This is a genomic window from Paracoccus angustae (assembly GCF_042648745.1).
Classification (GTDB): Bacteria; Pseudomonadota; Alphaproteobacteria; order Rhodobacterales; family Rhodobacteraceae; genus Paracoccus; species Paracoccus angustae.
On sequence record NZ_JBHRXY010000021.1, the window covers coordinates 1 to 22833 of the forward strand.

General features: G+C 70.1%; 19 protein-coding genes. 15 read left to right on the forward strand and 4 right to left on the reverse strand.

The genetic code is table 11. The features are described 5' to 3' along the window. Window positions 1-902: sugar phosphate isomerase/epimerase family protein (locus ACFOM8_RS17100; RefSeq protein WP_377763319.1), on the reverse strand; the 902-nt coding region annotated here is incomplete at its 3' end. Window positions 903-1104: 202 nt separating this feature from the next. Here ACFOM8_RS17100 and ACFOM8_RS17105 point away from each other — a divergent pair. Both ACFOM8_RS17105 and ACFOM8_RS17110 read left to right on the forward strand, forming a co-directional pair. Continuing rightward, a complete protein-coding gene (locus ACFOM8_RS17105; protein WP_377763320.1) occupies window positions 1105-1791 on the forward strand; it encodes a GntR family transcriptional regulator in 687 nt (228 codons plus the stop codon). A 111-nt stretch (window positions 1792-1902) separates the two neighbouring features. Next, the gene (locus ACFOM8_RS17110; RefSeq protein WP_377763321.1) at window positions 1903-2922 is read left to right on the forward strand and encodes a GlxA family transcriptional regulator; all 1020 of its coding nucleotides are present in this window, start codon (window positions 1903-1905) and stop codon (window positions 2920-2922) included. 92 nt (window positions 2923-3014) lie between these two features. Here the strand turns inward: ACFOM8_RS17110 and ACFOM8_RS17115 are convergent, their stop codons facing one another. Continuing rightward, on the reverse strand, window positions 3015-4010 hold the full coding sequence (locus ACFOM8_RS17115; protein ID WP_377763323.1) for a GlxA family transcriptional regulator: 996 nt from the start codon (window positions 4008-4010) through the stop codon (window positions 3015-3017). A 102-nt stretch (window positions 4011-4112) separates the two neighbouring features. Here ACFOM8_RS17115 and ACFOM8_RS17120 point away from each other — a divergent pair, with 102 nt between their 5' ends. From ACFOM8_RS17120 to ACFOM8_RS17150, 7 genes are all read left to right on the forward strand, one after another. Then, entirely contained in the window at window positions 4113-5366 is a 1254-nt protein-coding gene (locus ACFOM8_RS17120) for a sarcosine oxidase subunit beta family protein (protein ID WP_377763324.1), read from the forward strand. A 9-nt stretch (window positions 5367-5375) separates the two neighbouring features. Then, the gene (locus ACFOM8_RS17125) at window positions 5376-5669 is read left to right on the forward strand and encodes a sarcosine oxidase subunit delta (RefSeq protein WP_377763325.1); all 294 of its coding nucleotides are present in this window, start codon (window positions 5376-5378) and stop codon (window positions 5667-5669) included. Beyond that, entirely contained in the window at window positions 5666-8647 is a 2982-nt protein-coding gene (locus ACFOM8_RS17130) for a sarcosine oxidase subunit alpha (protein ID WP_377763327.1), read from the forward strand. Before ACFOM8_RS17125 ends, ACFOM8_RS17130 begins: the two co-directional genes overlap by 4 nt. Before the next feature lie 11 nt (window positions 8648-8658). Continuing rightward, the gene (locus tag ACFOM8_RS17135) at window positions 8659-9189 is read left to right on the forward strand and encodes a sarcosine oxidase subunit gamma (protein WP_377763328.1); all 531 of its coding nucleotides are present in this window, start codon (window positions 8659-8661) and stop codon (window positions 9187-9189) included. Window positions 9190-9764: 575 nt separating this feature from the next. Continuing rightward, a complete protein-coding gene (locus ACFOM8_RS17140) occupies window positions 9765-11465 on the forward strand; it encodes an alpha/beta hydrolase (RefSeq protein ID WP_377763329.1) in 1701 nt (566 codons plus the stop codon). 384 nt (window positions 11466-11849) lie between these two features. Next, on the forward strand, window positions 11850-12782 hold the full coding sequence (locus tag ACFOM8_RS17145) for a DMT family transporter (RefSeq protein WP_377763330.1): 933 nt from the start codon (window positions 11850-11852) through the stop codon (window positions 12780-12782). A 102-nt stretch (window positions 12783-12884) separates the two neighbouring features. Continuing rightward, complete coding sequence (locus tag ACFOM8_RS17150) at window positions 12885-13619, forward strand: peptidoglycan-binding domain-containing protein (protein WP_377763331.1); 735 nt, start codon at window positions 12885-12887, stop codon at window positions 13617-13619. Between the two features lie 8 nt (window positions 13620-13627). On the opposite strand, the gene ACFOM8_RS17155 is transcribed toward ACFOM8_RS17150, so the two are convergent. Next, the gene (locus ACFOM8_RS17155) at window positions 13628-15019 is read right to left on the reverse strand and encodes a sensor histidine kinase (protein WP_377763333.1); all 1392 of its coding nucleotides are present in this window, start codon (window positions 15017-15019) and stop codon (window positions 13628-13630) included. Continuing rightward, a complete protein-coding gene (locus tag ACFOM8_RS17160; protein WP_377763334.1) occupies window positions 15019-15756 on the reverse strand; it encodes a response regulator transcription factor in 738 nt (245 codons plus the stop codon). The genes ACFOM8_RS17155 and ACFOM8_RS17160 overlap by 1 nt, the downstream gene beginning before the upstream one ends. A 9-nt stretch (window positions 15757-15765) precedes the next feature. Between ACFOM8_RS17160 and ACFOM8_RS17165 the strand changes: the two genes are divergently transcribed. The 6 genes from ACFOM8_RS17165 (at window position 15766) to ACFOM8_RS17190 (ending at window position 22820) form a co-directional block, all read left to right on the forward strand. Then, on the forward strand, window positions 15766-16815 hold the full coding sequence (locus ACFOM8_RS17165; protein WP_377763335.1) for an ABC transporter substrate-binding protein: 1050 nt from the start codon (window positions 15766-15768) through the stop codon (window positions 16813-16815). Between the two features lie 135 nt (window positions 16816-16950). Then, window positions 16951-17895 carry a tripartite tricarboxylate transporter substrate binding protein gene (locus ACFOM8_RS17170; RefSeq protein WP_377763336.1) on the forward strand — a complete coding sequence of 315 codons (945 nt, stop codon included), beginning with the start codon at window positions 16951-16953 and terminating at the stop codon, window positions 17893-17895. After that, a complete protein-coding gene (locus ACFOM8_RS17175; RefSeq protein WP_377763338.1) occupies window positions 17892-18398 on the forward strand; it encodes a tripartite tricarboxylate transporter TctB family protein in 507 nt (168 codons plus the stop codon). The genes ACFOM8_RS17170 and ACFOM8_RS17175 overlap by 4 nt, the downstream gene beginning before the upstream one ends. Next, window positions 18395-19912, forward strand: coding sequence for a tripartite tricarboxylate transporter permease (locus ACFOM8_RS17180; RefSeq protein WP_377763339.1), 1518 nt, complete (start codon window positions 18395-18397; stop codon window positions 19910-19912). The genes ACFOM8_RS17175 and ACFOM8_RS17180 overlap by 4 nt, the downstream gene beginning before the upstream one ends. A gap of 365 nt (window positions 19913-20277) precedes the next feature. After that, on the forward strand, window positions 20278-21354 hold the full coding sequence (locus ACFOM8_RS17185) for a PLP-dependent cysteine synthase family protein (RefSeq protein ID WP_377763340.1): 1077 nt from the start codon (window positions 20278-20280) through the stop codon (window positions 21352-21354). Next, window positions 21351-22820, forward strand: a complete 1470-nt coding sequence (locus tag ACFOM8_RS17190) for a pyridoxal phosphate-dependent decarboxylase family protein (protein WP_377763341.1) — start codon at window positions 21351-21353, stop codon at window positions 22818-22820. Before ACFOM8_RS17185 ends, ACFOM8_RS17190 begins: the two co-directional genes overlap by 4 nt. Window positions 22821-22833: the final 13 nt, after the last annotated feature.

Here is a 22833-nt window from a genome sequence, read left to right on the forward strand (position 1 = left end):
ATGTGCTCGCGGTTCACAGCGCAAACGCCCAAACCGTCCCCCCCATAATGCTCCACCAAAAACGGACTGGAAAAGCCCCCGGCAACAGCGCGGCGGATCGCTGCGCGCCAGTTGATCGTGCCGCCCGTCACGGGCGCGGGATGGGACATGACCAGACCCGAGGGATCCTCGATCCGGTAATAGTTCTTGACATGCCAGTAGCCCGCGAAGGGGATGCACAGGTCGATCATCTCGGACCAGCGTTCCACCGGGCGGTGCAGGCGGATCAGGTTGCCGATGTCGATGTTCAGCTTGACGGACGGGTGGTCCACATCGGTGACGAAGCGCACCGCGTCGCGGGCCGTGCCCAGATAGGTGTCCTCGTACATTTCCAGCGCGATCTGGACGCCCAGTTCGGCGGCATGGCGCGCAAGGTCGCGGATCCGGTCCACCGCCAGCTGCCAGGTCGCCGCATCGTCGGGGTTCTTCACCCCCTGCTCGGTCCAGAACCACAGCGCCCGCTGCTGCGCGGGGGTGAAGGGACCGAAAAAGCCGAAGCTGACATGAGCCGCGCCCAGTTCGGCGGCGGCGTCGATCACGCGGTGGCTGTAGGCCAGGTATTCGTCGCCATGGTCCGGGTCGATCACGCTGCGCCGAGAGGTCGAGATCGCCGGGACCGACAGGCCCAGGTCGCGGCAGATCGCCACGAACTCGGCCCGCCGCGCGGGATCCAGATCGGCCACCCGCAGCCAGCTGTCGGTCGGGTCCACGCAGTCGAAGCCCGCATCGGCCACCTCTGCCAGGCTTTCGGCCCAGACCTCGGGCCGGGCATCCTGAACCAGGCGGCCATCGGGCAGGCGGCCCGGAAAGGGGATCATGGCCGCGGCAATGGGCCAGGCCTCGGGGGTCCAGGGTAAGCTCAACGAAACGCCTCCATCGCTTCCGCAAGGGCCGATGCGGGCGGCACCGGCCTTGCGGCCGCGGCGTCCGAATCGTTCCTCCACCCCAGGACGCTAGCACGAGGAATGATGGACCTTCAATAATACTGTATGCAGAATTTAGCGCACATGATTGACTCGCGCCCTTCCGCCGCATACCCATGAGAAACAGCCAGGGAGGGCATTCGTGGTCGCCGTCAATCCCCAACCGACATCGGAACCATCGGCCCGGATCGAACGGCAGTCGCTGCACGACGCCATTGTCACGCGCTTGCGCGACATGATCATCGAAGGTCATCTGGTTCCCGGCACCCGCATCAACGAGGGCCAGATCGGCGCGCAGTTGGGCGTGTCGCGCACCCCCCTGCGCGAGGCGATCAAGTATCTGGCCAGCGAAGGCCTGGTCGAGCTGGTTCCCAGCCGGGGCGCGGTGGTCAAGTCCTTCGGCGCCAAGGAGGTGCTGGACATGATCGAGGTGATCCGCACCCTGGAACAGTTCGCCGGAACCCGCGCCTGCCAGCTTGCCACCAACAACGGCATCGGCGCAATCCGCGACCTTCACGACGAGATGCTGGCCTGTTATCGCTCGGGCGACCGGTTGCGGTATTACAAGCTGAACCAGGCGATCCATTCGGGCATCGTGGCGCTGGCCGACAATGCCGCGCTGTCGGACGTTCACGGCATGTTGCAGACCCGGCTGAAGCGCATCCGCTTTATCGGCCACGAGGGCCCCGAGAAATGGGCCAGCGCCGTCGCCGAGCACGAGGAGATGATCGCCGCCCTGGAGGCCCGCGATCCCGACCGCTTGTCCGCCATCCTGGGCCGCCACCTGACGCTGGCCTGGGAGCGGGTCAAGGACAGCCTGCGGCCCTGATGGGCCTGCCGCGAATATCCTGCCGTTCTGCCGCAGCCATTCATTGTTCCGGCCCGGCACTCTGTCACGCTTCCGTCGCATGGCCCGCGGCTTTCGCGACGGAGAAGACAGATGGCACCCATCCCCCGGCGTTTCACGTTCCTTCTGCTGGACCGCTTCACCATGCTGCCCTTCGCGGCCACGCTGGATGCGCTGCGGCTGGCCAACAAGATGTCGGGGCGACAGATTTACGACTGGCGGCTGGTCGGGATGGGCGGAGATTTCGCCACCTGCTCGAACGGGTCGCGGATGGCGCTGGACGCGGGGCTTGACGGCGACGCGACCGTCGCGCGGGACGAGGCGGTGATCGTCTGCGGGGGAGACGACATCACGGCGCAGGCCGCCCGCCCGGTGCTGGCCTGGCTGCGCAAGCAGGCGCGCGCGGGCGCGGTTCTGGGCGCGGTCTGCACCGGCAGCCACGTCCTGGCCAGGGCCGGGCTGCTGGACGGGCGGCGCGCCACGATCCATTGGGAAAACCACGATTCCTTCGCCGAAACCTTCCCGGACGTGGACCTGCACCGGCAGGTCTTCGTTGATGACGGCAGCCGGGTGACGGCGGGGGGCGGCACGTCGTCGATCGACATGATGCTGCACCTGATCGGACAGGCGCACGGGCCGGATCTGGCCTCGCAGATCGCCGACCAGATGCTGCACACCGCGATCCGCACCGGCCGCGACCGCCAGCGGCTGTCCGTCACCACCCGCATCGGCATCCGCCACCCCCGCCTGGCCGCCGTGGTGGAACGGATCGAGGCCAATCTGGAAAACCCCGTCAGCCCCTCGCAACTGGCCGCCGACGCGGGCATGTCCACCCGCCAGCTGGAACGGCTGTTCATGCGCTATCTCAACCGCAGTCCCAAGCGGTACTACCTCGAGGCCCGCCTGGCCCGCGCGCGCCACCTGCTGCTGAACACCGACCTGCCCTTGATCGAGATCGCCATCGCCTGCGGCTTCGCCAGTTCCTCGCATTTCTCGAAATGCTACCGGGAACGCTACGGGACATCGCCTTACCGGGAACGGGGGGTGCAGAAGGCCGCAACGGTGGTGGCCATGCCCGCGCGGTCCGACGCGGCGCTGGCGCTGGCAAGCTAGGGCAGAACGGGTATCGTTCCGGCCTTGCCAGGGCATCGCGGGGTGAAGCCCCGCCCCACGGGCGCCGAAAGGCTGCGGGTCTTCCGATCCGATCAGACCCCTTCCCTTGCCCCCTTGCGCCATTGTTCCGGCGTGACCCCCATCATGTCGCGGAACACCCGGATCAGGTGCGAGGCGTCGCAAAAGCCCGTTTCGGCGGCGATCTGGCTGACCGTGCGGTCGGGGCGGGCCAGCAGCATCCGCACCTGCGACAGGCGCACGCGCATGAAGGCCTCGGCCGGGGACATGGACAGGGATGCCGCGAAATGGCGCTCCAGCTTGCGGCGGCTGACCTGCAACTGGGCCGCGACATCGGCCACGGCGGGGGGCGTGTCCATGCTTTGCTGCAACATCAGCAGGGCGCGGCGGACCAGCGTGTCCTGGGTCTTCAGCTCCAGCGGCAGGCCGGGCTGCGGGTCGTCGGCGGCCATCGCCTCGTCGATGATCATGATGTGCAGGCTTTTCTGCGCCGCCGCCCGGCCGATGTGGCGGTCGATCAGAAAGGCCGCCAGATGCGCGGAACTGGCCCCGCCCGAACAGGTCAGCCGGTCTCGGTCCACCACGAAGATGCGGTCCGACACCGGGCGCAGGCCGTCGAACTGTTCCAGGAAATCCTCGTGGTGGAACCAGCTGACGCAGCAGCGATAGCCGTTCATCAGCCCGGCGCGGTGCAGGATGAAGGCGCCGGTGCAGACGCCCACCAGCGGCACCCCCGCCTTGGCCGCCCGATGCAGGAAGGCGGCGTATTCGGGCTCCAGCCGCTCGATCTCGTCGATCAGCCCGCCCACCACGACGATATAGTCGAAGCGCGCCGGGTCGCCCAGCCTCTCGTCCGGGGTGACGCTGATGCCGCAGCTCGACTGGACCGGCTGGCCGGATGTCGCCAGCACCCGCCAGGAACAGCGGATCGGGCGCGAGCGGTCGCCCTCGTCCGCGGCCAGCCGCAGCACGTCCACGAAATTGGCGAAGGCCGACAGGGTAAAGCGCCGCGCCAGCAGGAAGCCGACGCGCAGGCGCAGGGAATCACCGGGGGCAGGAGTGTCGCGCATGACGCAAATGTAACACTGCAATGGCGCAGGGATCCAGTCACCCGTGACGCGTTTCTGGCAGTTTCCCGGTATCCCGGAATCGCCCCCAAAGGTTCGCCCGCCATGACCCATTTTTCCGCCTTCTCGCTGCTGAAACAGGCGCTCAACGGCCACAAGGGCTGGCGCGAGCAATGGCCCGACAGCCAGCCCAAGGCCGAATACGACGTGGTGATCGTCGGCGCGGGCGGGCACGGCCTGGGCGCGGCCTATTACCTGGCCAAGGAACACGGCATCACCAATGTCGCGGTGATCGACAAAGGCTGGCTGGGCGGCGGCAACACGGGCCGCAACACCACGATCATCCGGTCGAACTACCTGTATGACGAAAGCGCCAAGCTTTACGACCACGCGCTGGACCTGTGGGACAACCTGTCCCAGGAGCTGAACTACAACGTCATGTATTCCAAGCGCGGCGTGCTGATGCTGGCGCACAACGTCCATGACGTGCAGTCCTTCCAGCGCCACGTCCATTCGAACCGGCTGAACGGCGTGGACAACCGCTGGCTTTCGAAAGAGGAATGCAAGGCCTTCTGCCCGCCGCTGAACATCAGCCCCGACGCGCGCTATCCGGTGATGGGCGGCGCGTTGCAGATGCGGGCGGGCACGGCGCGGCACGACGCGGTGGCCTGGGGCTATGCCCGCGCCGCCGCCGCCCGCGGCGTGGACATCATCCAGAACTGCGCGGTGAACGCGATCCGGCGCGGGCCGGACGGGGCGGTGATCGGCGTCGATACCGCCAAGGGCTTCATCCGCGCCAAGAAGGTCGCGGTGTCCGCCGCCGGCAACACCAGCGTGGTGATGGACAGCGCCGGGCTGCGGATGCCGCTGGAAAGCTTCCCGCTGCAAGCCCTGGTCAGCGAGCCGGTCAAGCCGATCTTTCCCTGCGTGGTCATGTCGAACACCGTCCACGCCTATATCAGCCAGTCCGACAAGGGCGAGCTGGTGATCGGCTCGGGCACCGACCAGTACACCAGCTATTCCCAACGCGGCGGCCTGCCGCTGATCGAGCATACCGTGGCCGCGATCTGCGAGGTCTTCCCGATCTTCACCCGGATGCGGATGCTGCGCAAATGGGGCGGCATCGTGGACGTGACCCCGGATCGCTCGGCCATCCTGGGCAAGACGCCGGTCAAGGGCCTTTACGTCAACTGCGGTTGGGGCACGGGCGGCTTCAAGGCCACGCCGGGCGCCGCGCATCTGCTGGCCCATACGGTTGCCAGGGACGAGCCGCACCCGCTGAACGCGCCCTTCACGCTGGAACGCTTCACCACCGGCCGTCTGATCGACGAAGCCGCCGCCGCCGCCGTCGCGCACTGAGGTAAGAACATGCTGCTGATCCGTTGCCCTTATTGCGAAGACACCCTGCCCGAGCTGGAATTCACCTATGCGGGCGAGGCGCACATAGCCCGCCCCGCCGACCCGTCCGCCCTGTCGGACGAGGAATGGCGCGACTTCCTGTTCATCCGCACCAACGCGCGGGGGCCGCATTACGAACGCTGGCGCCACATCGGCTGCGGGCGCTTCTTCAACGCCCTGCGCGACACCGTCAGCGACCGTTTCCTGATGACCTACAAGGCGGGCGAAGCCCGTCCCACCCCCACCCGAGAGGCCGCCGAATGAGCCGTTATCGCATTCCGGGCAAGGGCCGCGTCGATCACTCCGCGCCCGTGTCGTTCACCTTCGACGGCAAGACCCATCGCGGCCTGCGCGGCGACACGGTCGCCTCGGCGCTGCTGGCCAACGGCGTCCACCTGATGGGCCGGTCCTTCAAGTACCACCGTCCGCGCGGCGCGGTCACAGCGGGGTCCGAGGAACCGAACGCCCTGATCGGCACCAGCCGCGGCAAGGGCCGGTTCGAGCCGAACACGCGGGCCACCGTCCAGGAACTGCGCGACGGGCTGGTCACGGAAAGCCAGAACAAGTGGCCGAACCTGTCCTTCGACATCGGCGCGGTGAACGACCGGGCCTACATGCTGTTCTCGGCCGGGTTCTACTACAAGACCTTCATGTGGCCGCGGTCCTTCTGGGACAAGGTTTATGAGCCCGTGATCCGCGGCGCGGCGGGCCTTGGCAAGTCGCCGACCGAGGTCGATCCCGACAAGTACGCCAGCCGCTATCTGCACACGGACGTGCTGATCGTCGGCGCGGGGCCTGCGGGGATCGCAGCGGCCCTGGCGGCGGCGCAGGGGGGCGCGGACGTGACGCTGGTCGATGAGAACCCCGAGATGGGCGGCTCGCTGCTGTCCGACCCGGCGGTGCAGATCGACGGGGTGCCCGCCTGGACCTGGGTGGACGCGCAACTGGCCCGCCTGCGCGCCGCCGGGGTGCGGCTGATGACGCGGACCACGGCCATCGGGTATTATCACCAGAACATGGTGGGCCTGTGCCAGCGGCTGACGGACCACCTGGACAACCCGCCCGCCAATGCCCCGCGCGAACGCATGTGGCGGGTGCGCGCCCAGCAGGTCGTGCTGGCCCAGGGCGCGCTGGAAAAGCCGCTGGTCTTCGACGGCAACGACCGTCCCGGCGTGATGCTGGCGGGCGCCGCGCAGACCTATCTGCACAAGTATGGCGTCAAAGTCGGCGACACCCCCGCCGTGGTCACCAGCCATGACAGCGCGTATTACGCCGCCTTCGACCTGGCCGACAGCGGCGCGCGCGTCGCGGCGATCATCGACACCCGCGACACCGTGCGCCCCGACTTGGGCGACAGCGCCCGCAAGCGCGGGATCCAGGTCCTGTCCGGCCACACCGTCACCACCACCAAGGGCCGCCTGCGGGTGAAATCCGTCCGCGCCGCCCCGGTGCGCGGCAGCCATGTCGGCGCGGGCCGCGACATCGCCTGCGACTGCCTGCTGATGTCGGGCGGCTGGACGCCCTCGCTGCACCTGTTCTCGCACACCAAGGGGTCGCTGGCCTGGGACTCCGAAAGCCGGACCTTTCTGCCCGACCGCAAGACCGAAGCCTGCGAGATCGCGGGCGCGGGCCGGGGCCTTTGGGGCTATGAGCCCGTGCTGGCCGACGGCGCGGCGGCGGGCCTGCGGGCGCTCGAAGGGCTGAACCGCGCGGGCCATCCCGCCGCCTTCACGGTCGCGAACGACCGCCCCGGCACGGGTGTCAGCCATACCGAGCTGCCGACCGACGGCAACGCGGGCAAGGCCAAGGCCTTTATCGACTTCCAGAACGACGTGACCGCCAAGGACATCCGCCTGGCCGTGCGCGAAGGGATGCGCTCGATCGAGCATGTGAAGCGCTACACCACCAACGGCATGGCGACCGATCAGGGCAAGATGTCGAACATCAACGGGCTGATGATCGCCGCCGATGCGCTTGGCAAGCAGCCGCCTCAGGTGGGCCTGACCACCTTCCGCCCGCCCTACACGCCGACCAGCTTCGGGGCCTTCTGCGGCTACCTGCGCGGCGACACGTTCCAGCTGACCCGCAAGACCCCCATCGACCCCTGGGCCGAGGCGAACGGCGCGGTCTTCGAACCCGTCGCCCAATGGCGCCGCGCCTGGTATTTCCCCAAGGCGGGCGAGGACATGCACGCCGCCGTGCTGCGCGAATGCAAGGCCACGCGGGCGTCTTTGGGGATCTTCGACGCGTCCACGCTGGGCAAGATCGAGGTTGCGGGGCCGGATGCGGTCGAATTCATGAACCGCATGTACACCAACCCCTGGACCAAGCTGCAACCGGGCCGCTGCCGGTATGGCCTGCTGCTGGGCGAGGACGGCTTCATCCGCGACGACGGCGTGATCGGGCGGCTGTCGCCCGACCTGTTCCACGTCACCACCACCACCGGCGGCGCCGCGCGCGTCCTGACCATGATGGAGGATTACCTCCAGACCGAATGGCCGGATCTGGATGTCTGGCTGACCTCGACCACCGAACAGTGGGCGACGGTGGCGCTGAACGGGCCGAACGCGCTGGCGATGCTGAAGCCGCTGGTTCGGGGCGTGGACTGGGACGACTTCCCGCACATGTCCTGCGCCGAATGCACCGTGGCCGGTCTGCCCGCGCGCCTGTTCCGCCTGTCCTTCACCGGCGAGATCGGCTTCGAGGTGAACGTCCCCGCCCGCCACGGCCTGGCCCTGTGGACCGCGCTGATGGAGGCAGGCAAGCCCTACGACATCACCCCCTACGGCACCGAGACGATGCACGTCCTGCGCGCCGAAAAGGGCTACATCATCGTGGGCCAGGACACCGACGGCACCGTCACCCCGCAGGACGCGGGCCTGGACTGGGCCATTGGCAAGGCCAAAAAGGACTTCGTGGGCAAGCGGTCCTTGTCGCGCCCCGACATCGTGGCGAAAGGCCGCAAGCAACTGGTCGGCCTGCTGACCGAGGACGGCAGCCTGTTGCAGGAAGGCGCGCAGGTCGTGCTGGACCCGAACCAGCCCAAACCCATGAGGATGGTGGGGCATGTCACATCCTCCTATCAGTCCACCATGGGCCATCCGATCGCCATGGCGGTGATCGAGGGCGGCTTTGACAAGATGGGCGAGACGGTGTTCATCCCCATGCCCGACGGCGTGCGCAAGGCGCGCATCACCTCGACGGTGTTCTACGACCCCGACAACGCGCGGCTGAAGGCGTAAGGAGAAACGCGATGACCAACCAGAAGCATCAGTTCGACGCCTCGCCCGTTCTGGTCGAGGAGCTGGCCCCCGCCCTGCGCCTGTCGCTGCGCGTCAAGCCCGCGCGGCGCGCGGCCCTGGGGCAGGCGCTTGGCCTGGACCTGCCCGCCCGCGTGGGCAGCCGCGCGGCGGCGAACGGTGTCGAGGCGCTGTGCCTCGGTCCCGACGAATGGCTGATCGTGGCCCCCGAGGGCACGGATCTGGCCGCCCCCGCCCGCGCGGTCTATGCCGACGCGCCGCACAGCCTGGTGGACATCAGCGACCGCGAGATCACGCTGCGCCTGTCCGGGCCTGCGGTGCTGGACCTGCTGGCGGCCTGCTGCCCGCGCGACGTGAGGGCCATGCCCGTGGGTTCGGCCGCGCGCACCGTTTTCGACAGCGCCACGGTGGTTCTGTGGCGCGACGGCCCGGCCGACTTCCGCATGGACATCTGGCGCAGCTTCGCCCCGCATGTCCGGTCGCTGGTGGCCCAGGTCCGGCAGGAGATCGCGGCGGGGCTGTAAGGCCGACAAGGCCCGCCGGCGCGGACCTGAACGGGCGGGGCCGTGAAGGCCTGCGGTTCACCCGCCCCGCGTGATCGTGTCTCATCAAAGACATCCCGGTTCAGGGCCCCGGCAGTGCAGCGTCCTCCCGCCGAGTGGCCGGACCACGCCATGCCCCCTCCCCGCCCACTTCGCCGCGCATCGCGGCCGGAACGCTGGCGCTGCCCGGCGCCGCCGCAAACCGGATCGCCGCCCGGGCCGCCCCTCGGCCCGACCTTTCCGCCGTTCTTGCCCAGGGCCCGGCGCCCTGGTCGCGCCGGTCGGATCCGGCATCCCGCGCCTGGACGACCCCCGCTCTGCAAGACCGGCTTGACCGCAACGGGATGGCCCCATCCGGCCGCCCGGACGCGGGACGGCGGGCGCGAGGACATCCTTGGCGGGGTTTTCGGACGGAATGCCGCGGCTGCGGAAAACGTCTTCGGGCCGGGCGGGGCGGCGGCCCTGGCCGCCGGCCATGGGGACCGGGCGCATCAAGGGCGCTTGACGGTTGATGGTTGATGGTTGACGCGCCACGCCGGATCGGCCCTGATCGCGTCATGCAGATGCAGAACAGCCCCCTGGCCACCCACCGACCCGGCGCGCTGCGGCGCGCCGCGGGCAAGGTTTCGGGCATGGGGCTGGTGCTGGGGGCGCTGTTCATGGCGGCGTCCCTGACCCCCAGCCTGATTCCCCGCGCCGACATCGTGCAGGGCGTGCTGGCCGGGGTCTGCTTCGCGGCGGGATACGGCATGGCGGTGCTGGGCCGCTGGATCTGGGTCACGATGCAGTTGCCGCTGATCCGGGGGCGCACCGGGCGGCAGACGCTGCTGGCGCTGGCGGTGCTTGCGGCGCTGATCGTCGGGTCTTTCCTGGCGCGGGCGGCGGACTGGCAGAACGGGGTCCGCGCCGCCATGGGGATGGAGCCCGCGCCCCCCGGGCTGCCGCTGACCATCGGCCTGATCGCCCTGGCCGTGGCCGCGCTGCTGCTGATCCTGGGCAAGCTGGCCGCGCTGCTTGTCCGCCGTCTGATCCGCCGGATCGAGCGTCTGCTGCCGCACCGCGTCGCCTATCTGCTGGGACTGCTGATCGGGGGCGTGCTGCTGTGGACGCTGGCCAACGGCGTCCTGTTCAGCGGCTTCATCCGCACCGCCGACAGCTCGGCCCGGGCGCTGGACGCGGTGATCCCGCCCGACATCCGGCCGCCCGCCGATCCCCTGCGCACCGGCAGCCCCCAGTCCCTGGTCGCGTGGGAGGATCTGGGCCGCGAAGGGCGCAACTACATCGCCGCCACCCCCACGGCCCAGGAGATCGCGGCCGTCGCGGGCGGCGAAGCCATGCAGCCCCTGCGCGCCTATGTCGGCCTGAACGCCGCCGACACGACCGAGGACCGCGCCGCCCTGGCCGTGGCCGAGCTGGACCGCATCGGCGGTTTCGGCCGGTCCATTCTGGTTGTCGCCATGCCCACCGGCACCGGCTGGCTGGATCCGGCGGCGGTGACGACGCTGGAATACCTGCATCGCGGCGACGTGGCCACGGTGGCGCTGCAATATTCCTATCTGCAAAGCTGGATTTCCCTGCTGGTCGAGCCGGAATACTCGGCCGAGGCGGGCCGCGCCCTGTTCAGCGCCGTGCGCCGCCATTGGCTGACCCTGCCGCCCGACCGGCGCCCGAAGCTGTATCTCTACGGTCTCAGCCTGGGCGCCTACAGCTCGCAGCAGTCGCTGCGGCTTTACGAGATGATCGACCAGCCCTTCGCGGGCGCGCTGTGGGTCGGACCGCCCTTTGTCAGCCCGCTGTGGCAGACCCTGACGCGGGAACGCGACCCGGCATCCCCGGAATGGCTGCCCCGGATGGAGCGGGGGCAGACGGTGCGCTTCACCGACGGGCGGCAAGGGCTGTCGGCGCAGGATCCCTGGGGCGGTATCCGCATCGTTTATCTGCAATATGCCAGCGACCCCATCGTGTTCTTCAGCACCGGGTCAATGCTGCACCGCCCCGACTGGATGGAGTCGCCGCGCGGTCCCGACGTGTCCCCGGACCTGCGCTGGTATCCCATCGTCAGCTTCCTGCAACTGGCCTTCGACATGGCGGTGTCGCTGCATGTGCCGATGGGCCACGGGCATCTTTACGCCTACAGCGACCACATCGCCCCCTGGATCGCGGTGACGCAGCCGCAGGGATGGGACGCGGCGGGGCTGGACCGGCTGCGGCGGCATTTCCGGGACGTGCAGGCGCAAGCGACGGGCGGCGCGGACTGACGCGCCGCCGCTGCAACCCGGATCGGCGCAGAGCGCGATGCTCCGGCCCCTTGCCGGATCCGGGCCGCCGCCAAAGGATGACCGGGACCGACTTGCGGCGCGTCAAGGCCGCATCCCGGACCGCCCGCCGGGCGCAGCCGCGGGCGCGACGACGCATGTGCCGGTCGATGCCCGCGGCGCGCGGCTGACGGGGGAACGGCCGCGGGCCACGTTGCCGGACCGGCGGCGGGACGCGAGCGTCCGGCTCCGCGCACGGGCGGGCCTTTGACGCGACCTCCGCCACCGGTCCGGCGCGGGGCGAAACTGCACATCCTGCAAGCCGCCCCTTGTGGCCCGCCGCCTCGCGTCCTAACCATGGACCATCCGACACGGACGGTTTCCCCCATGTCCCACTCCAATCCGATGCAGGGCATCCTGCTGAAATGCGCCAGCGTGGCGGTGTTCACGGTGATGGCGGCCATGATCAAGGCCACTTCCGAAGGCGCCTCGGTCCCGCCGGGCCAGCAGGTCTTCTTCCGGTCGATCTTCGCGATCCCCGTGATCCTGGTCTGGCTGGCCGTCCGGGGCGAACTGTCGGTCGGGCTGCGCACCGTTCGCCCCTTGGGCCATTTCTATCGCGGCATTGTCGGCACCACGTCCATGGCGCTGAACTTCTGGGCGCTGGCGCTGCTGTCCTTTCCCGAGGTGACGGCCATCGGCTATGCCGCGCCGCTGCTGGTGGTGATCTTCGCCGCGATGTTTCTGGGCGAGGACGTGCGCCTGTTCCGCCTGTCCATGGTGGGCGTCGGCCTGACCGGGGTGCTGATCGTGCTGTCGCCGCAGCTGCGGCTGGACGCCGATCCCGATCCCTGGCGCAAGCTGGGCGCGGTGGTGGCCTTTGGCGGCGCGGTCGGGGCGGCGCTGGCGCAGATCTTCGTGCGCAGGCTGGTGCGGGACGAACGCACCTCGGCCATCGTGTTCTGGTTTTCCGTCACCTCGACGATCCTCGGCCTGCTGACGCTGCCCTTCGGCTGGGTGATGCCCGACCCGCAGACCGCGATGCTGCTGGTGGGCAGCGGCATCCTGGGCGGCGTGGCGCAGATCCTGCTGACCTCGGCCTACCGCTTCGCCGATGCCTCGCTGGTGGCGCCCTTCGAATACGTCTCGATGCTGCTGGCCATCGCCATCGGCTGGCATGTCTTCGGCGAAGCGCCGACGGGCGTGGTTCTGACCGGCGCGGCCCTGGTGATCGCGGCGGGCATCGCCATCATCTGGCGCGAACGCCGGCTTGGCCTGGAACGCAGCCGCCAGCGCAAGGCGATGACGCCGCAGGGATGAACCCGTCGCGGCACCCGAGGCCGCCGGAACCCGAAGCCCTTTTCCGCGCTATATCTCCGGCGCCCCATCCGGGGCACGGACCCACAAGCGGAGGACCATCCGATGGTCAGGACGATGCTTTCCGCGGCCCTTGTCGCCGCATCCCTCGCCGCGCCGGCGCCCGCGCAGGATCTGGGCGAGATCGTCGGCGGCGTGGCGCGGCAATACCTGTCCCAGGAACAGGACCGCGCCGCCTTCGCGCAGGCGCAGGAACGCAACACGATCCGGGGATACCAGTCCTATCTGCAACAGTTCCCGAACGGCCTTTACGCCGCCGAGGCGCGCGGCCAGATCGAACGCCTGGGCGTATCGCTCGCCACGCGCCCCGATCCCTATGCGGGGGGCGACGCTTCCGGTCTGACCCGCGACCAGCGGATCGCCGTGCAACGGCGGCTGAACGCGCTCGGCTACGGCACCAACGGCGCGGACGGCAATTTCGGGGCGGGCACCCGCCGCGCCATCGCCCTGTGGCAGCGCGACCGGGGGTACACCCAGACCGGCAGCCTCAGCACCGCCCAGGCCAACGAGATCCTGCGCGGCACGACCGCAGGCGGCGGCGGCGGCCAGGCCAGCGCCACCGGCCTCGGCCCGGCGGACAACGAGGCCGACCTGGGCCTCAGCCGGTCGCAAAAGGCGGCGATCCAGGCCGCTCTGACGCGCCAGGGTTACGACACGCGCGGCATCGACGGCGCCTTCGGCAGCGGCACCCGCAGCGCGATCGCCTCGTGGCAGGGGGCCAACGGGATGCAGGCGACAGGATACCTGACCGCGCAGCAGGCCGACAGCCTGCTGCGCTGACCCGCGGGTCACGGCGGGGCGCCCCCCGCCCCGCGCGGCGCGGGACCGCCCGGCCGCCGAAGCCGCAGTTCCGCCCGAAGGCCGCGCCCGCCCGGTCCGTCGGCCAGGAACAGGCCGCCGCCGAACAGGGCGGCGATTTCCGCCACAATGGCAAGGCCCAGGCCAAGCCCCTCGGCGTCCCGGTCGCCCCGGGCGAAGCGCGCGCCAAGCCGGGCGCGCAGGCCGGGCGGGATGCCGGGGCCGTCGTCCGTCACTGCAAGGATCGCGTGATCGGCCCGGGCGCGGACGCTGACCGTCACCACCGCGCCCCGGCCCGCATAGGCCAGCGCATTGTCGATCAGGTTGGCCAAGGCCTCGGCCAGCAGGACGGGTTCGGCCCGGACCTGCGCGGGCTCGCCGTCGAAGCCCAGGTCGATGCCCGCCTCTGCCGCGCGGGGGATCGCCTCGCCCGTGATGTCGCGGGCAAGCGCCGCCAGATCGACGGCGCTCAAGGCCCCCTGCCCCGGCGCGGCGTCGATGCGGGCCAGCAGCAGCAGTTGCGCCAGCACCCGTTCGGCATGGGCCAGCGCGGCATCGCCCTTGGCCACCGCCGACCGCGTGGCCTCCGGCGTGTCGGCCCGCCCGGCCAGCGCCATCTGCGTGCGCAGGACGGCCAGGGGCGTGCGCAACTGGTGGCTGGCGTTGCCGGTGAAGTTGCGCAGCGCCTCCAATGCGGTGGCAAGGCGGGCCATGAAGGAATTGACCGCCTCGACCAGGCCCTGGACCTCGGAAGGGACGGGTTCGCGGATCGGGGACAGGTCGTCGGGGGACCGGGCGGCGATGGCCTCGCCCAGGCGGTGCAAGGGGCGCAGGGCCAGGGGCACGGCGATCCAGACGATCAGCGCGGCGCCCCCGATCATGCCCATCAGCCGCAGCGCCGAGCGGATCAGGATCGAGCGCGCCAGGTCGCGCCGCGCCAGCGTCGATTCCGCGACCGTCACGGTGAAGGGGATCGACTCGACCCCGGTGGACACGGTGCGGGCCAGGGTGGTGATGCGGATCCGCTCGCCGGCGTGGCTGCCGTCGGCAAAGCCGCGCCCGTCTCCGTTGGTCGGCGCAGGCGTCAGGTCGGGATAGCCGGTCAGGAAGCCCAGGGGGCCGTCGACGCGATAGAACACCCGGTCCTGCGCGGTCGAGGCCAGCATTTCCAGCGCGGAATAGGGAATGTCCACCTGAAGGCCGGTGTCCTCGTCCACCGTGACCCGCTCGGCAATCGCCAGCGCCGATCCGGCCAGCACCCGGTCGGACACGCGCGTGGCGGTGGTCACGGCCTCGCGCCAGGTGTCGGCCAGGGCCAGGAGGCCGAGAACGGCGGTCGCGGCCAGCAGCCAGCCCATCAGCCGCCGGCGCAGCGATCCCATCAGGCGGACCTGTCGATGTAGTATCCGATGCCGCGCGCGGTGCGCAGATGCACGCCATGGGGCGCCAGCCTGCGGCGCAGGCGGCTGGCATATTGCTCGATGGCGTTCTCGGACAGGCTGTCGTCCAGGCTGGTCAGCGACTGCACGATGGCGTCCTTGGTGACGACCTTGCCCGCCCGCATGAACAGCAGCTCCAGCAGCGCCAGTTCGCGGGCGGGCAGGTCCAGCGCCGCGCCTCCGGCGGAAAAGCGCCGCGCCGCCAGATCCAGCGTGACATCGCCCACCGTCACGACCGCCGCGCGCAGCCCCGCCTGACGGCGCAGCAGCGAACGGACGCGGGCTTCGAACTCGCCGATGTCGAAGGGCTTGACCATGTAGTCGTCGGCGCCCAGGTCCAGGCCCCGGATCCGGTCCTCGGGCGCGCCGCGCGCGGTCAGGATCAGCACCGCCGCCTGGTTGCCCCGCGCCCGCAGCGCGCGCAGCACCGACAACCCGTCCATCTGCGGCAGGTTCAGATCCAGGATGATCAGATCGAAGCGTTCGGCGGCGGCCAGGGCCTCGGCGGAGGCGCCGTCGGCCACGCGGTCCACCGCATGGCCCGCGCCCGCCAGCAGGGTTTGCAGCGCCTCGGCCAGCTGTTCATTGTCCTCGACCAGCAGAAGCCGCATCGCCATCCCCTTTGCCGGGCCACGATAGCCGCGCGCGGGGGCGTTGTGAACCGGCGCGGGCGCTGGCATGGTTGCGGCATGATCCTGCGCGCGACACTTGCCTTGCTGCTGCTGGCGCTGCCTCTCCGGGCCGAGGTCTTCACCTATCCCGGCGGCGATCAGGTGCTGACGATCTATTCGTCGCTGGACAACCACCTGGCCGCGCCGCTGATCGCGGGTTTCCAGGCCCGGAACCCCGACGTGACCGTGCGATACGAGGAACTGCTGACGGGCGAGCTGAACGACCGCATCGTCGCGGAAACCGACGCCGGACGGACCACGGCGGATTTCGCCTTTTCCTCGGCCATGGACATGCAGGTCAAGCTGGCCAACGACGGCTATGCGCAACCCGCCGCGACCCCCGACAGCGCCGGCTGGCCCCGCTGGGCGAACTGGCGCGACACCGCCTATGCCCTGACCTTCGAGCCCGCGGTGCTGGTTTATCACCGCCCCGCCTTCCGCGACCGGCCCCCGCCGTCGTCGCGGTTCGAACTGGTGGACTGGCTGGCCCGCGGCGGCGCGGGCGTGCGGGGCCGCCTGGGCACCTACGACATCGAACGGTCCGCCGTGGGCTACCTGTTCCTGGCCCGCGACCAGGAGCATTTTCCCGACATCTGGTCGGTCATCGGCGCCATGGGGCAGGCGGACGTCCGCCAGTTCCCCACCAGCCAGCAGATCCTGGAGCGCGTCAGCGACGGTCGGCTGCTGATCGGCTACAACATCCTGGGATCCTATGCCGCCGACTGGGCCCGCGGCCATCCCGATGTGGGCCTTGTGCTGCCGCGCGACTTCACGGTGGTCGTCTCGCGCGTGGGGCTGGTGCCGCGCGCGGCGGCGCGGCCCGACCTGGGGGTCCGGTTTCTCGGCTTTTTCATGTCGCAGGGGGGCCAGACCATCCTGGCCGAAAAGCTGCGCCTGCCCGCCGTCAGCCTGGAGGTCTCGGACGAGAACAGCGCCCGGGCCATGCAGGCGGCGCTTGGCGCGCAGCTGCGCCCGGTGCCGGTCAGCCCCGGCCTTCTGGTTTACCTGGACCAGGCCAAGCGCGCCCGGCTGATCGACCGCTGGCGCCGGGCGGTCCGGGGCGACTGACGGCCGACGACCGGCGGCGGCGTTTTTTCTGGACGCCCGTGTCAGCTTGGTGACAGGTTCGTCGTGTTTGGTGGGCCGCATCCGGGCTGGAGGGTCCGGCCCGCGCGTTCTGCGCATTCGGGAGGAAAGACAAACATGAAACACACGCTTTTCGGGGCGCTGATCGCCGCCGCCCTGGCCGTTCCGGCCCATGCCGAGAACTACACCATCATCGCCCCGGCGGCCCCCGGGGGCGGTTGGGACCAGACCGCCCGCACCATGCAGGAAGCCTTGCAGGCCGAGGGCATTTCGGACACCGTGCAGGTCCAGAACGTCCCCGGCGCGGGCGGCACCGTGGGCTTGGCGCAGTTCGTGGCCTCGGCCCAGGGCCAGGCGGACCAGCTGATCGTCGGCGGCTACGTGATGGTGGGCGCGATCCTGACCAATGCCAGCCCCGTGTCGCTGGCGGACGTGACCCCCATCGCGCGCCTGACCGGCGAATACGAGGCGATCGTGGTTCCCGCGGCTTCGGACATCCAGGACATCAACGGGCTGATCGAGGCGCTGAAGGCCGATCCCGGCGCGGTCAGCTGGGCGGGCGGATCGGCGGGCGGCGCGGACCACATCGCCGTGGGCCTGATCGCCAAGGCGGCGGGCGTTGATCCCACCAGGATCAACTACATCGCCTATTCCGGCGGCGGCGAGGCGCTGGCCGCGATCCTGGGCAGCCAGGTGACGGCGGGGATTTCCTCGCTGGGCGAGTTCAAGGCCCAGGCCGACGCGGGCACGCTGCGCATCCTGGCCGTGTCCTCGGACGAACGGATCGAGGGCGTGGACGCGCCGACCCTCAAGGAAGCGGGCCTCGACGTGTCGATGCAGAACTGGCGCATGGTCGCCGCCGCGCCGGGCATCACGGACGAACAGAAGGCCGCGATCAGCGCCGACATCGAAACCATGGTCCGGTCCAAGACCTGGCAGGACGCGCTGGCCACCAAGGGATGGGCCGACACCTATCTGGCGGGCGCGGACTTCCAGGCGCAGCTGAACAAGGACATCGCCGCGACCGAGACCATCCTCAAGGACATCGGTCTGGTCAAATGAGCGGGTTTGTCCCCGGAACGCGTCGCCCCGACGGGGCGACGCTTGTTGTCGCCATGATCCTGGCCGTCATCGCCGTCGTGATCTGGTGGGACGCCGCGCACCTGCCGCAGGCGGGCGGCTATGCGGGCGTCGGCCCCGCCGACGTGCCCCGCTGGATCGCCGGGGGCCTTGCGGGACTGTCGCTGTGGTCCTTGGCCGAGGCCTTCCGGTCGGGCAAGGCCGCACGCGAGGCGCAGAACATCGGCCCGATCCTGTGGATCGTGGGCGGGCTGGCCGCGCAACTGGCGCTGCTGACCACGGCGGGCTTTTCGGTGGCCACCGGCCTTTTGTTCGCCGCGACCGCCCGGGCCTTCGGCAAGCGCAACCTGGCGCTGACGGTGCCGGTGGGGATCGCCTTCGCGCTGGCCGTTTACCTGATCTTCGCGGGGCTTCTGAAGCTCAGCCTGCCCGCTGGTCCGCTTGAAGGGCTGGTCTGGGGCCTGTTCCGGGGGAACCCTGCGTGAACACGTTCGATTTCCTGTTGCAGGGCCTGGCGGTCGCGCTGGACCCGATGATCCTGCTTTACGCGCTGATCGGCGTGACGCTGGGCACCGCCGTGGGCGTGCTGCCCGGCATCGGCCCGGCGCTGACGGTGGCGCTGCTGCTGCCCGTGACCTACGGCCTGGACCCGGCCGGATCGCTGATCATGTTCGCGGGCATCTATTACGGAGGCATGTATGGCGGATCGACCACCTCGATCCTGCTGAACACGCCGGGGGAAAGCGCGTCCATCGTGACCGCGCTGGAAGGGAACCGGATGGCCCGGCAGGGGCGCGGCGGCCCCGCGCTGGCGACCGCCGCCATCGGATCCTTCATCGCGGGGCTGGCGGCCACGGTGCTGCTGGCCTTTGTCGCGCCGACGGTGGTGAAGCTGGCGCTGGTGTTCGGTCCGCGCGACTATTTCGCGCTGATGGTGCTGGCCTTTGTCACCGTGTCCTCGGCCTTCGGGGAAAGCGCGCGCAAGGGGCTGATCTCGTTGTTCGTCGGCCTGGCGCTGGCGCTGGTGGGCATCGACCAGCTGACCGGCCAGGCGCGGCTGTCCTTTGGCGTGCCGCAACTGCTGGACGGCATCGAGGTCACAACGCTGGCCGTCGCCATGTTCGCCGTGGGCGAGGCGCTGTTCGTGGCGGGTCAGCGGAACGCCGTGGATGACGAGGTGATCGCCGTCAAAGGATCGGTCTGGATGACGGCGCGCGATTGGGCGCGGTCCTGGAGGCCCTGGCTGCGCGGCACCGCCATCGGCTTTCCCATCGGCGCCATGCCCGCGGGCGGCGCCGACATCGCCACCTTTCTGTCCTATGCGACGGAAAAGAAGATGTCGAAGCACCCCGAGGAGTTCGGCAACGGCGCCATCGAGGGCGTCGCCGGCCCCGAGGCCGCGAACAACGCGTCCGCCGCGGGCACCCTGGTGCCGCTCTTGACGCTGGGCCTGCCCACCACGGCCACGGCGGCAATCATGCTGGCGGGCTTCCAGCAGTTCGGGCTGCAACCGGGACCGCTGCTGTTCGCCACCAATCCGCAGCTGGTCTGGGGGCTGATCGCCTCGCTTCTGATCGCGAACTTCATGCTCTTGGTGCTGAACCTGCCGCTGATCGGGCTGTGGGTGAAGCTGCTGACCATCCCGCGCCCCTGGCTTTACGCGGGGATCCTGGTCTTCGCGACCCTGGGCACCATCGGGGCCAACCCTTCGCCGGTGGAGCTGTCCATGCTTCTGATCTTCGGGGTGATGGGCTACGGGATGCGGCTTTACGGCTATCCCATCGCGCCGGTGGTGGTGGGCCTGATCCTGGGGCCGATGGCCGAACAGCAGTTGCGCCGGGCCTTGTCGATCAGCCAGGGCGACCTGACCACGCTGGTGGGATCGCCCGTGTCGGCCACGCTGCTGGCGCTGTCGGCGATCGCGCTGATCGTGCCCTTGATCCTGCGGGCGCGGGGCAAGGGCGCGGTGCTGAACCAGATGGCCTCCGACGAGGATTGAGAAAAGGCCCCGCCCGCGCGGGGCCTTTTCGGGTCGCGCGACCCCGCCCCGCCCCAGCTCGCCCCCGATCCGCCGCGGCCGCGCGCAGGTGGCGGCCCCCGTTTTCGGCCTGGTCGTCGCGCCCCGCCCGCCCGCGCGCGGCAGTTCCCGCGGAACCGGGAACACCTGAGGCGCGGCCGGACCGGGCCGGCCCTTCCGCCACAGCTTGAACCGCCGGTCGTCCGGATGATCATCGCCGAAGCCGCGGATCATGCGCCCGCAGGGCGCCGAAAGGGGGCGTCCTGCGCGATTTCCTTGCCATGCATCAAGCTTTTCGGCGCTCCCCGGTCTATGATGCGTCCAGTTACCTTTGGGAGCATCCGTTCATGTCACAAACCATCAGAACCACCCGGGGACGCGGGCGCCTGTATGACAGCATCCTGGACACGGTGGGCGACACGCCGACCGTCCGCATCAACAACCTCGCGCCCGAAGGCGTGACGATCTATGTCAAGGCCGAGTTCTTCAATCCCGCCGCATCCGTCAAGGACCGCCTGGCGCTGAACATCATCGAGGCGGCCGAGCGTGCGGGAACGCTCAGGCCCGGCCAGACCGTGGTCGAGGCGACCAGCGGCAACACGGGCATCGGCCTGGCGATGGTCTGCGCGCAAAAGGGCTATCCGCTGGTCGTGACCATGGCCGACAGCTTTTCCGTGGAACGGCGGCGCCTGATGCGGATGATGGGCGCCAAGGTCGTGCTGACGCCCCGCGCGCAGAAGGGCACCGGCATGTACAACAAGGCGGTGGAACTGGCGCAAAAGCACGGCTGGTTCCTGGCCCGCCAGTTCGAGACGGAAGCCAACGCCGACATCCACGAATCCACCACGGCGCGGGAAATCCTGGGCGATTTCGCGGGCGGGCGGCTGGACTACGTGGTCACCGGATACGGCACCGGGGGCACGGTCACGGGCCTGTCGCGCGTGCTGCGCCGCGAACGCCCCGAGGTGAAGATCATCCTGACCGAACCCGCCAACGCCGCCCTTGTCTCCAGCGGCGTCCCCCAGGAGCGCGGCCCCGACCACGCCCCCGCCGTCAGCCACCCCGCCTTCGAGCCCCATCCGATCCAGGGCTGGACCCCGGACTTCATCCCCTATGTCCTGCAAGAGGCGCTGGACAACGGCGGCTATGACGAGCTGATCCCCATTCCGGGGTCCGAGGGCATGGACTGGGCGCGCAAGCTGGCCGCGAAGGAAGGCATCCTGACCGGCGTGTCGGGCGGGTCCACCTTTGCCGTGGCGATGCGCATCGCGGAAAAGGCCGAACCCGGCACGATCATCCTGTCGATGATGCCCGACACGGGCGAGCGTTACCTGTCCACGCCGCTGTTCCAGAACATCCCCGAGGACATGGACGACGAGGAACGCGCCTTGTCCGAATCCACGCCCGGCTACCGGATGGGATGACGGCGGTGGAAACGCTGGACCCTCCGGACTGGGGCGAATTCGCCCGCATCGCCCATGACGCGGTGGACCGGGCCATCGCCCGCACCGCCGCCCTGCGCGACCGCCCCGTCTGGCGGCCCATGCCGCAGGCGGCGCGCGACGGGCTGCGCCAGCCGCTGCCGGTGGAACCGACGCCCCTGGACCGGGTGGTGGACCAGGCCTGGGACGGGGTGCTGGACTATTCCATGGGCAACACCCATCCCCGCTTCTGGATGTGGTACATGGGCGCCTCCAGCCTGACGGGGGCCTTGGCCGATTTCCTGGCCGCCGCCGACGGATCGAACCTGGGCGGGGGCGATCACGGGGCGGCGGAATGCGAACGTCAGGTGATCGACTGGCTGCGCCGGATCGTGGGCTTTCCCGACGGCGCCAGCGGCACGCTGACCAGCGGCGGATCGGTCGCCAACCTGATCGGGCTGACGGTGGCCAGGAACCGCATGGCGGGCGCGGACCTGCGCGAAGGGGGGCTGGCCGCCCTGCCCCGGCCCCTGCGCTTCTACGCCTCGGACCAGGTGCATGGCTGCCACCAGAAGGCGGTGGAGCTTCTGGGCCTGGGCAACCGCGCCCTGCGCCGCATCCCCACCGGTCCCGATTGCCGCATGGACATGGCGGCCCTGGCCCGCGCCGTGGACGAGGATCGGGCGGAAGGCTGGCAGCCCGCCTGCGTCATCGCCAGCGCGGGGACGGTCAACACGGGGGCCGTGGACCCCCTGCCCGCCCTGGCCGACCTGTGCCGCGACCGGGGGCTTTGGTTTCATGTCGATGGCTGCATCTGCGCGCTGGCCCGGCTGTCGCCCGCCCATGCGCATCTGCTGGACGGGATCGGGCGCGCCGACAGCCTGGCCCTGGATCCGCACAAGGGCCTGCATGTCCCCTTCGAGGCGGGCTGCGCGCTGGTGCGCGACGCGGCCGCCCATCTGGACAGCTTCGCGCTGCATTCCCCCTATCTGGACCCGGCCCTGCGCGGGATCGCGGCGGGGGGCTGGCTGCTGGATCTGGGCATCCAGACCACCCGCGGGTTCCGGGCGCTGAAGGTCTGGATGATGCTGCGCGAACACGGCGCCGCGCGGTTCGGCCGGATCATCGGGCGCAACATCGACCAGGCGCGGCGCATGGCGGCCGGGATCGACGCCCATCCCCGGCTGGTGCGGCTGTTCCCGGTCACGCTGGACATCGTGTGTTTCCGCTATGACCCCGGCGGGCTGGACCCCACGGCCCTGGCCGCGCTGAACGCAGAGATCATGATGCGCCTCCAGGAAGAGGGCGTCGCCGCCTTCTCGGACACGACGGTTCATGGCCGGCACGGCTTGCGGGCGGCGATCTGCAACCACCGCACCACGGACGAGGACATCGACGCGGCCCTTGCGGCGGTGGCGCGGACCGGCGACCAGCTTGCCGCCGGTCCGACCCATGCAGGGTCCGCATGACGGATCTGCGCGA

What these genes read in the sequence shown, in the direction of transcription:
- ACFOM8_RS17110 (WP_377763321.1), top strand. Translation starts at nt 1,903, where the DNA reads ATGGCACCCATCCCCCGGCGTTTCACGTTCCTTCTGCTGGACCGCTTC.
- ACFOM8_RS17115 (WP_377763323.1), bottom strand. Translation starts at nt 4,010, where the DNA reads ATGCGCGACACTCCTGCCCCCGGTGATTCCCTGCGCCTGCGCGTCGGC.
- ACFOM8_RS17120 (WP_377763324.1), top strand. Translation starts at nt 4,113, where the DNA reads ATGACCCATTTTTCCGCCTTCTCGCTGCTGAAACAGGCGCTCAACGGC.
- ACFOM8_RS17125 (WP_377763325.1), top strand. Translation starts at nt 5,376, where the DNA reads ATGCTGCTGATCCGTTGCCCTTATTGCGAAGACACCCTGCCCGAGCTG.
- ACFOM8_RS17130 (WP_377763327.1), top strand. Translation starts at nt 5,666, where the DNA reads ATGAGCCGTTATCGCATTCCGGGCAAGGGCCGCGTCGATCACTCCGCG.
- ACFOM8_RS17135 (WP_377763328.1), top strand. Translation starts at nt 8,659, where the DNA reads ATGACCAACCAGAAGCATCAGTTCGACGCCTCGCCCGTTCTGGTCGAG.
- ACFOM8_RS17140 (WP_377763329.1), top strand. Translation starts at nt 9,765, where the DNA reads ATGCAGATGCAGAACAGCCCCCTGGCCACCCACCGACCCGGCGCGCTG.
- ACFOM8_RS17145 (WP_377763330.1), top strand. Translation starts at nt 11,850, where the DNA reads ATGTCCCACTCCAATCCGATGCAGGGCATCCTGCTGAAATGCGCCAGC.
- ACFOM8_RS17150 (WP_377763331.1), top strand. Translation starts at nt 12,885, where the DNA reads ATGGTCAGGACGATGCTTTCCGCGGCCCTTGTCGCCGCATCCCTCGCC.
- ACFOM8_RS17155 (WP_377763333.1), bottom strand. Translation starts at nt 15,019, where the DNA reads ATGGGATCGCTGCGCCGGCGGCTGATGGGCTGGCTGCTGGCCGCGACC.
- ACFOM8_RS17160 (WP_377763334.1), bottom strand. Translation starts at nt 15,756, where the DNA reads ATGCCAGCGCCCGCGCCGGTTCACAACGCCCCCGCGCGCGGCTATCGT.
- ACFOM8_RS17165 (WP_377763335.1), top strand. Translation starts at nt 15,766, where the DNA reads ATGATCCTGCGCGCGACACTTGCCTTGCTGCTGCTGGCGCTGCCTCTC.
- ACFOM8_RS17170 (WP_377763336.1), top strand. Translation starts at nt 16,951, where the DNA reads ATGAAACACACGCTTTTCGGGGCGCTGATCGCCGCCGCCCTGGCCGTT.
- ACFOM8_RS17175 (WP_377763338.1), top strand. Translation starts at nt 17,892, where the DNA reads ATGAGCGGGTTTGTCCCCGGAACGCGTCGCCCCGACGGGGCGACGCTT.
- ACFOM8_RS17185 (WP_377763340.1), top strand. Translation starts at nt 20,278, where the DNA reads ATGTCACAAACCATCAGAACCACCCGGGGACGCGGGCGCCTGTATGAC.
- ACFOM8_RS17190 (WP_377763341.1), top strand. Translation starts at nt 21,351, where the DNA reads ATGACGGCGGTGGAAACGCTGGACCCTCCGGACTGGGGCGAATTCGCC.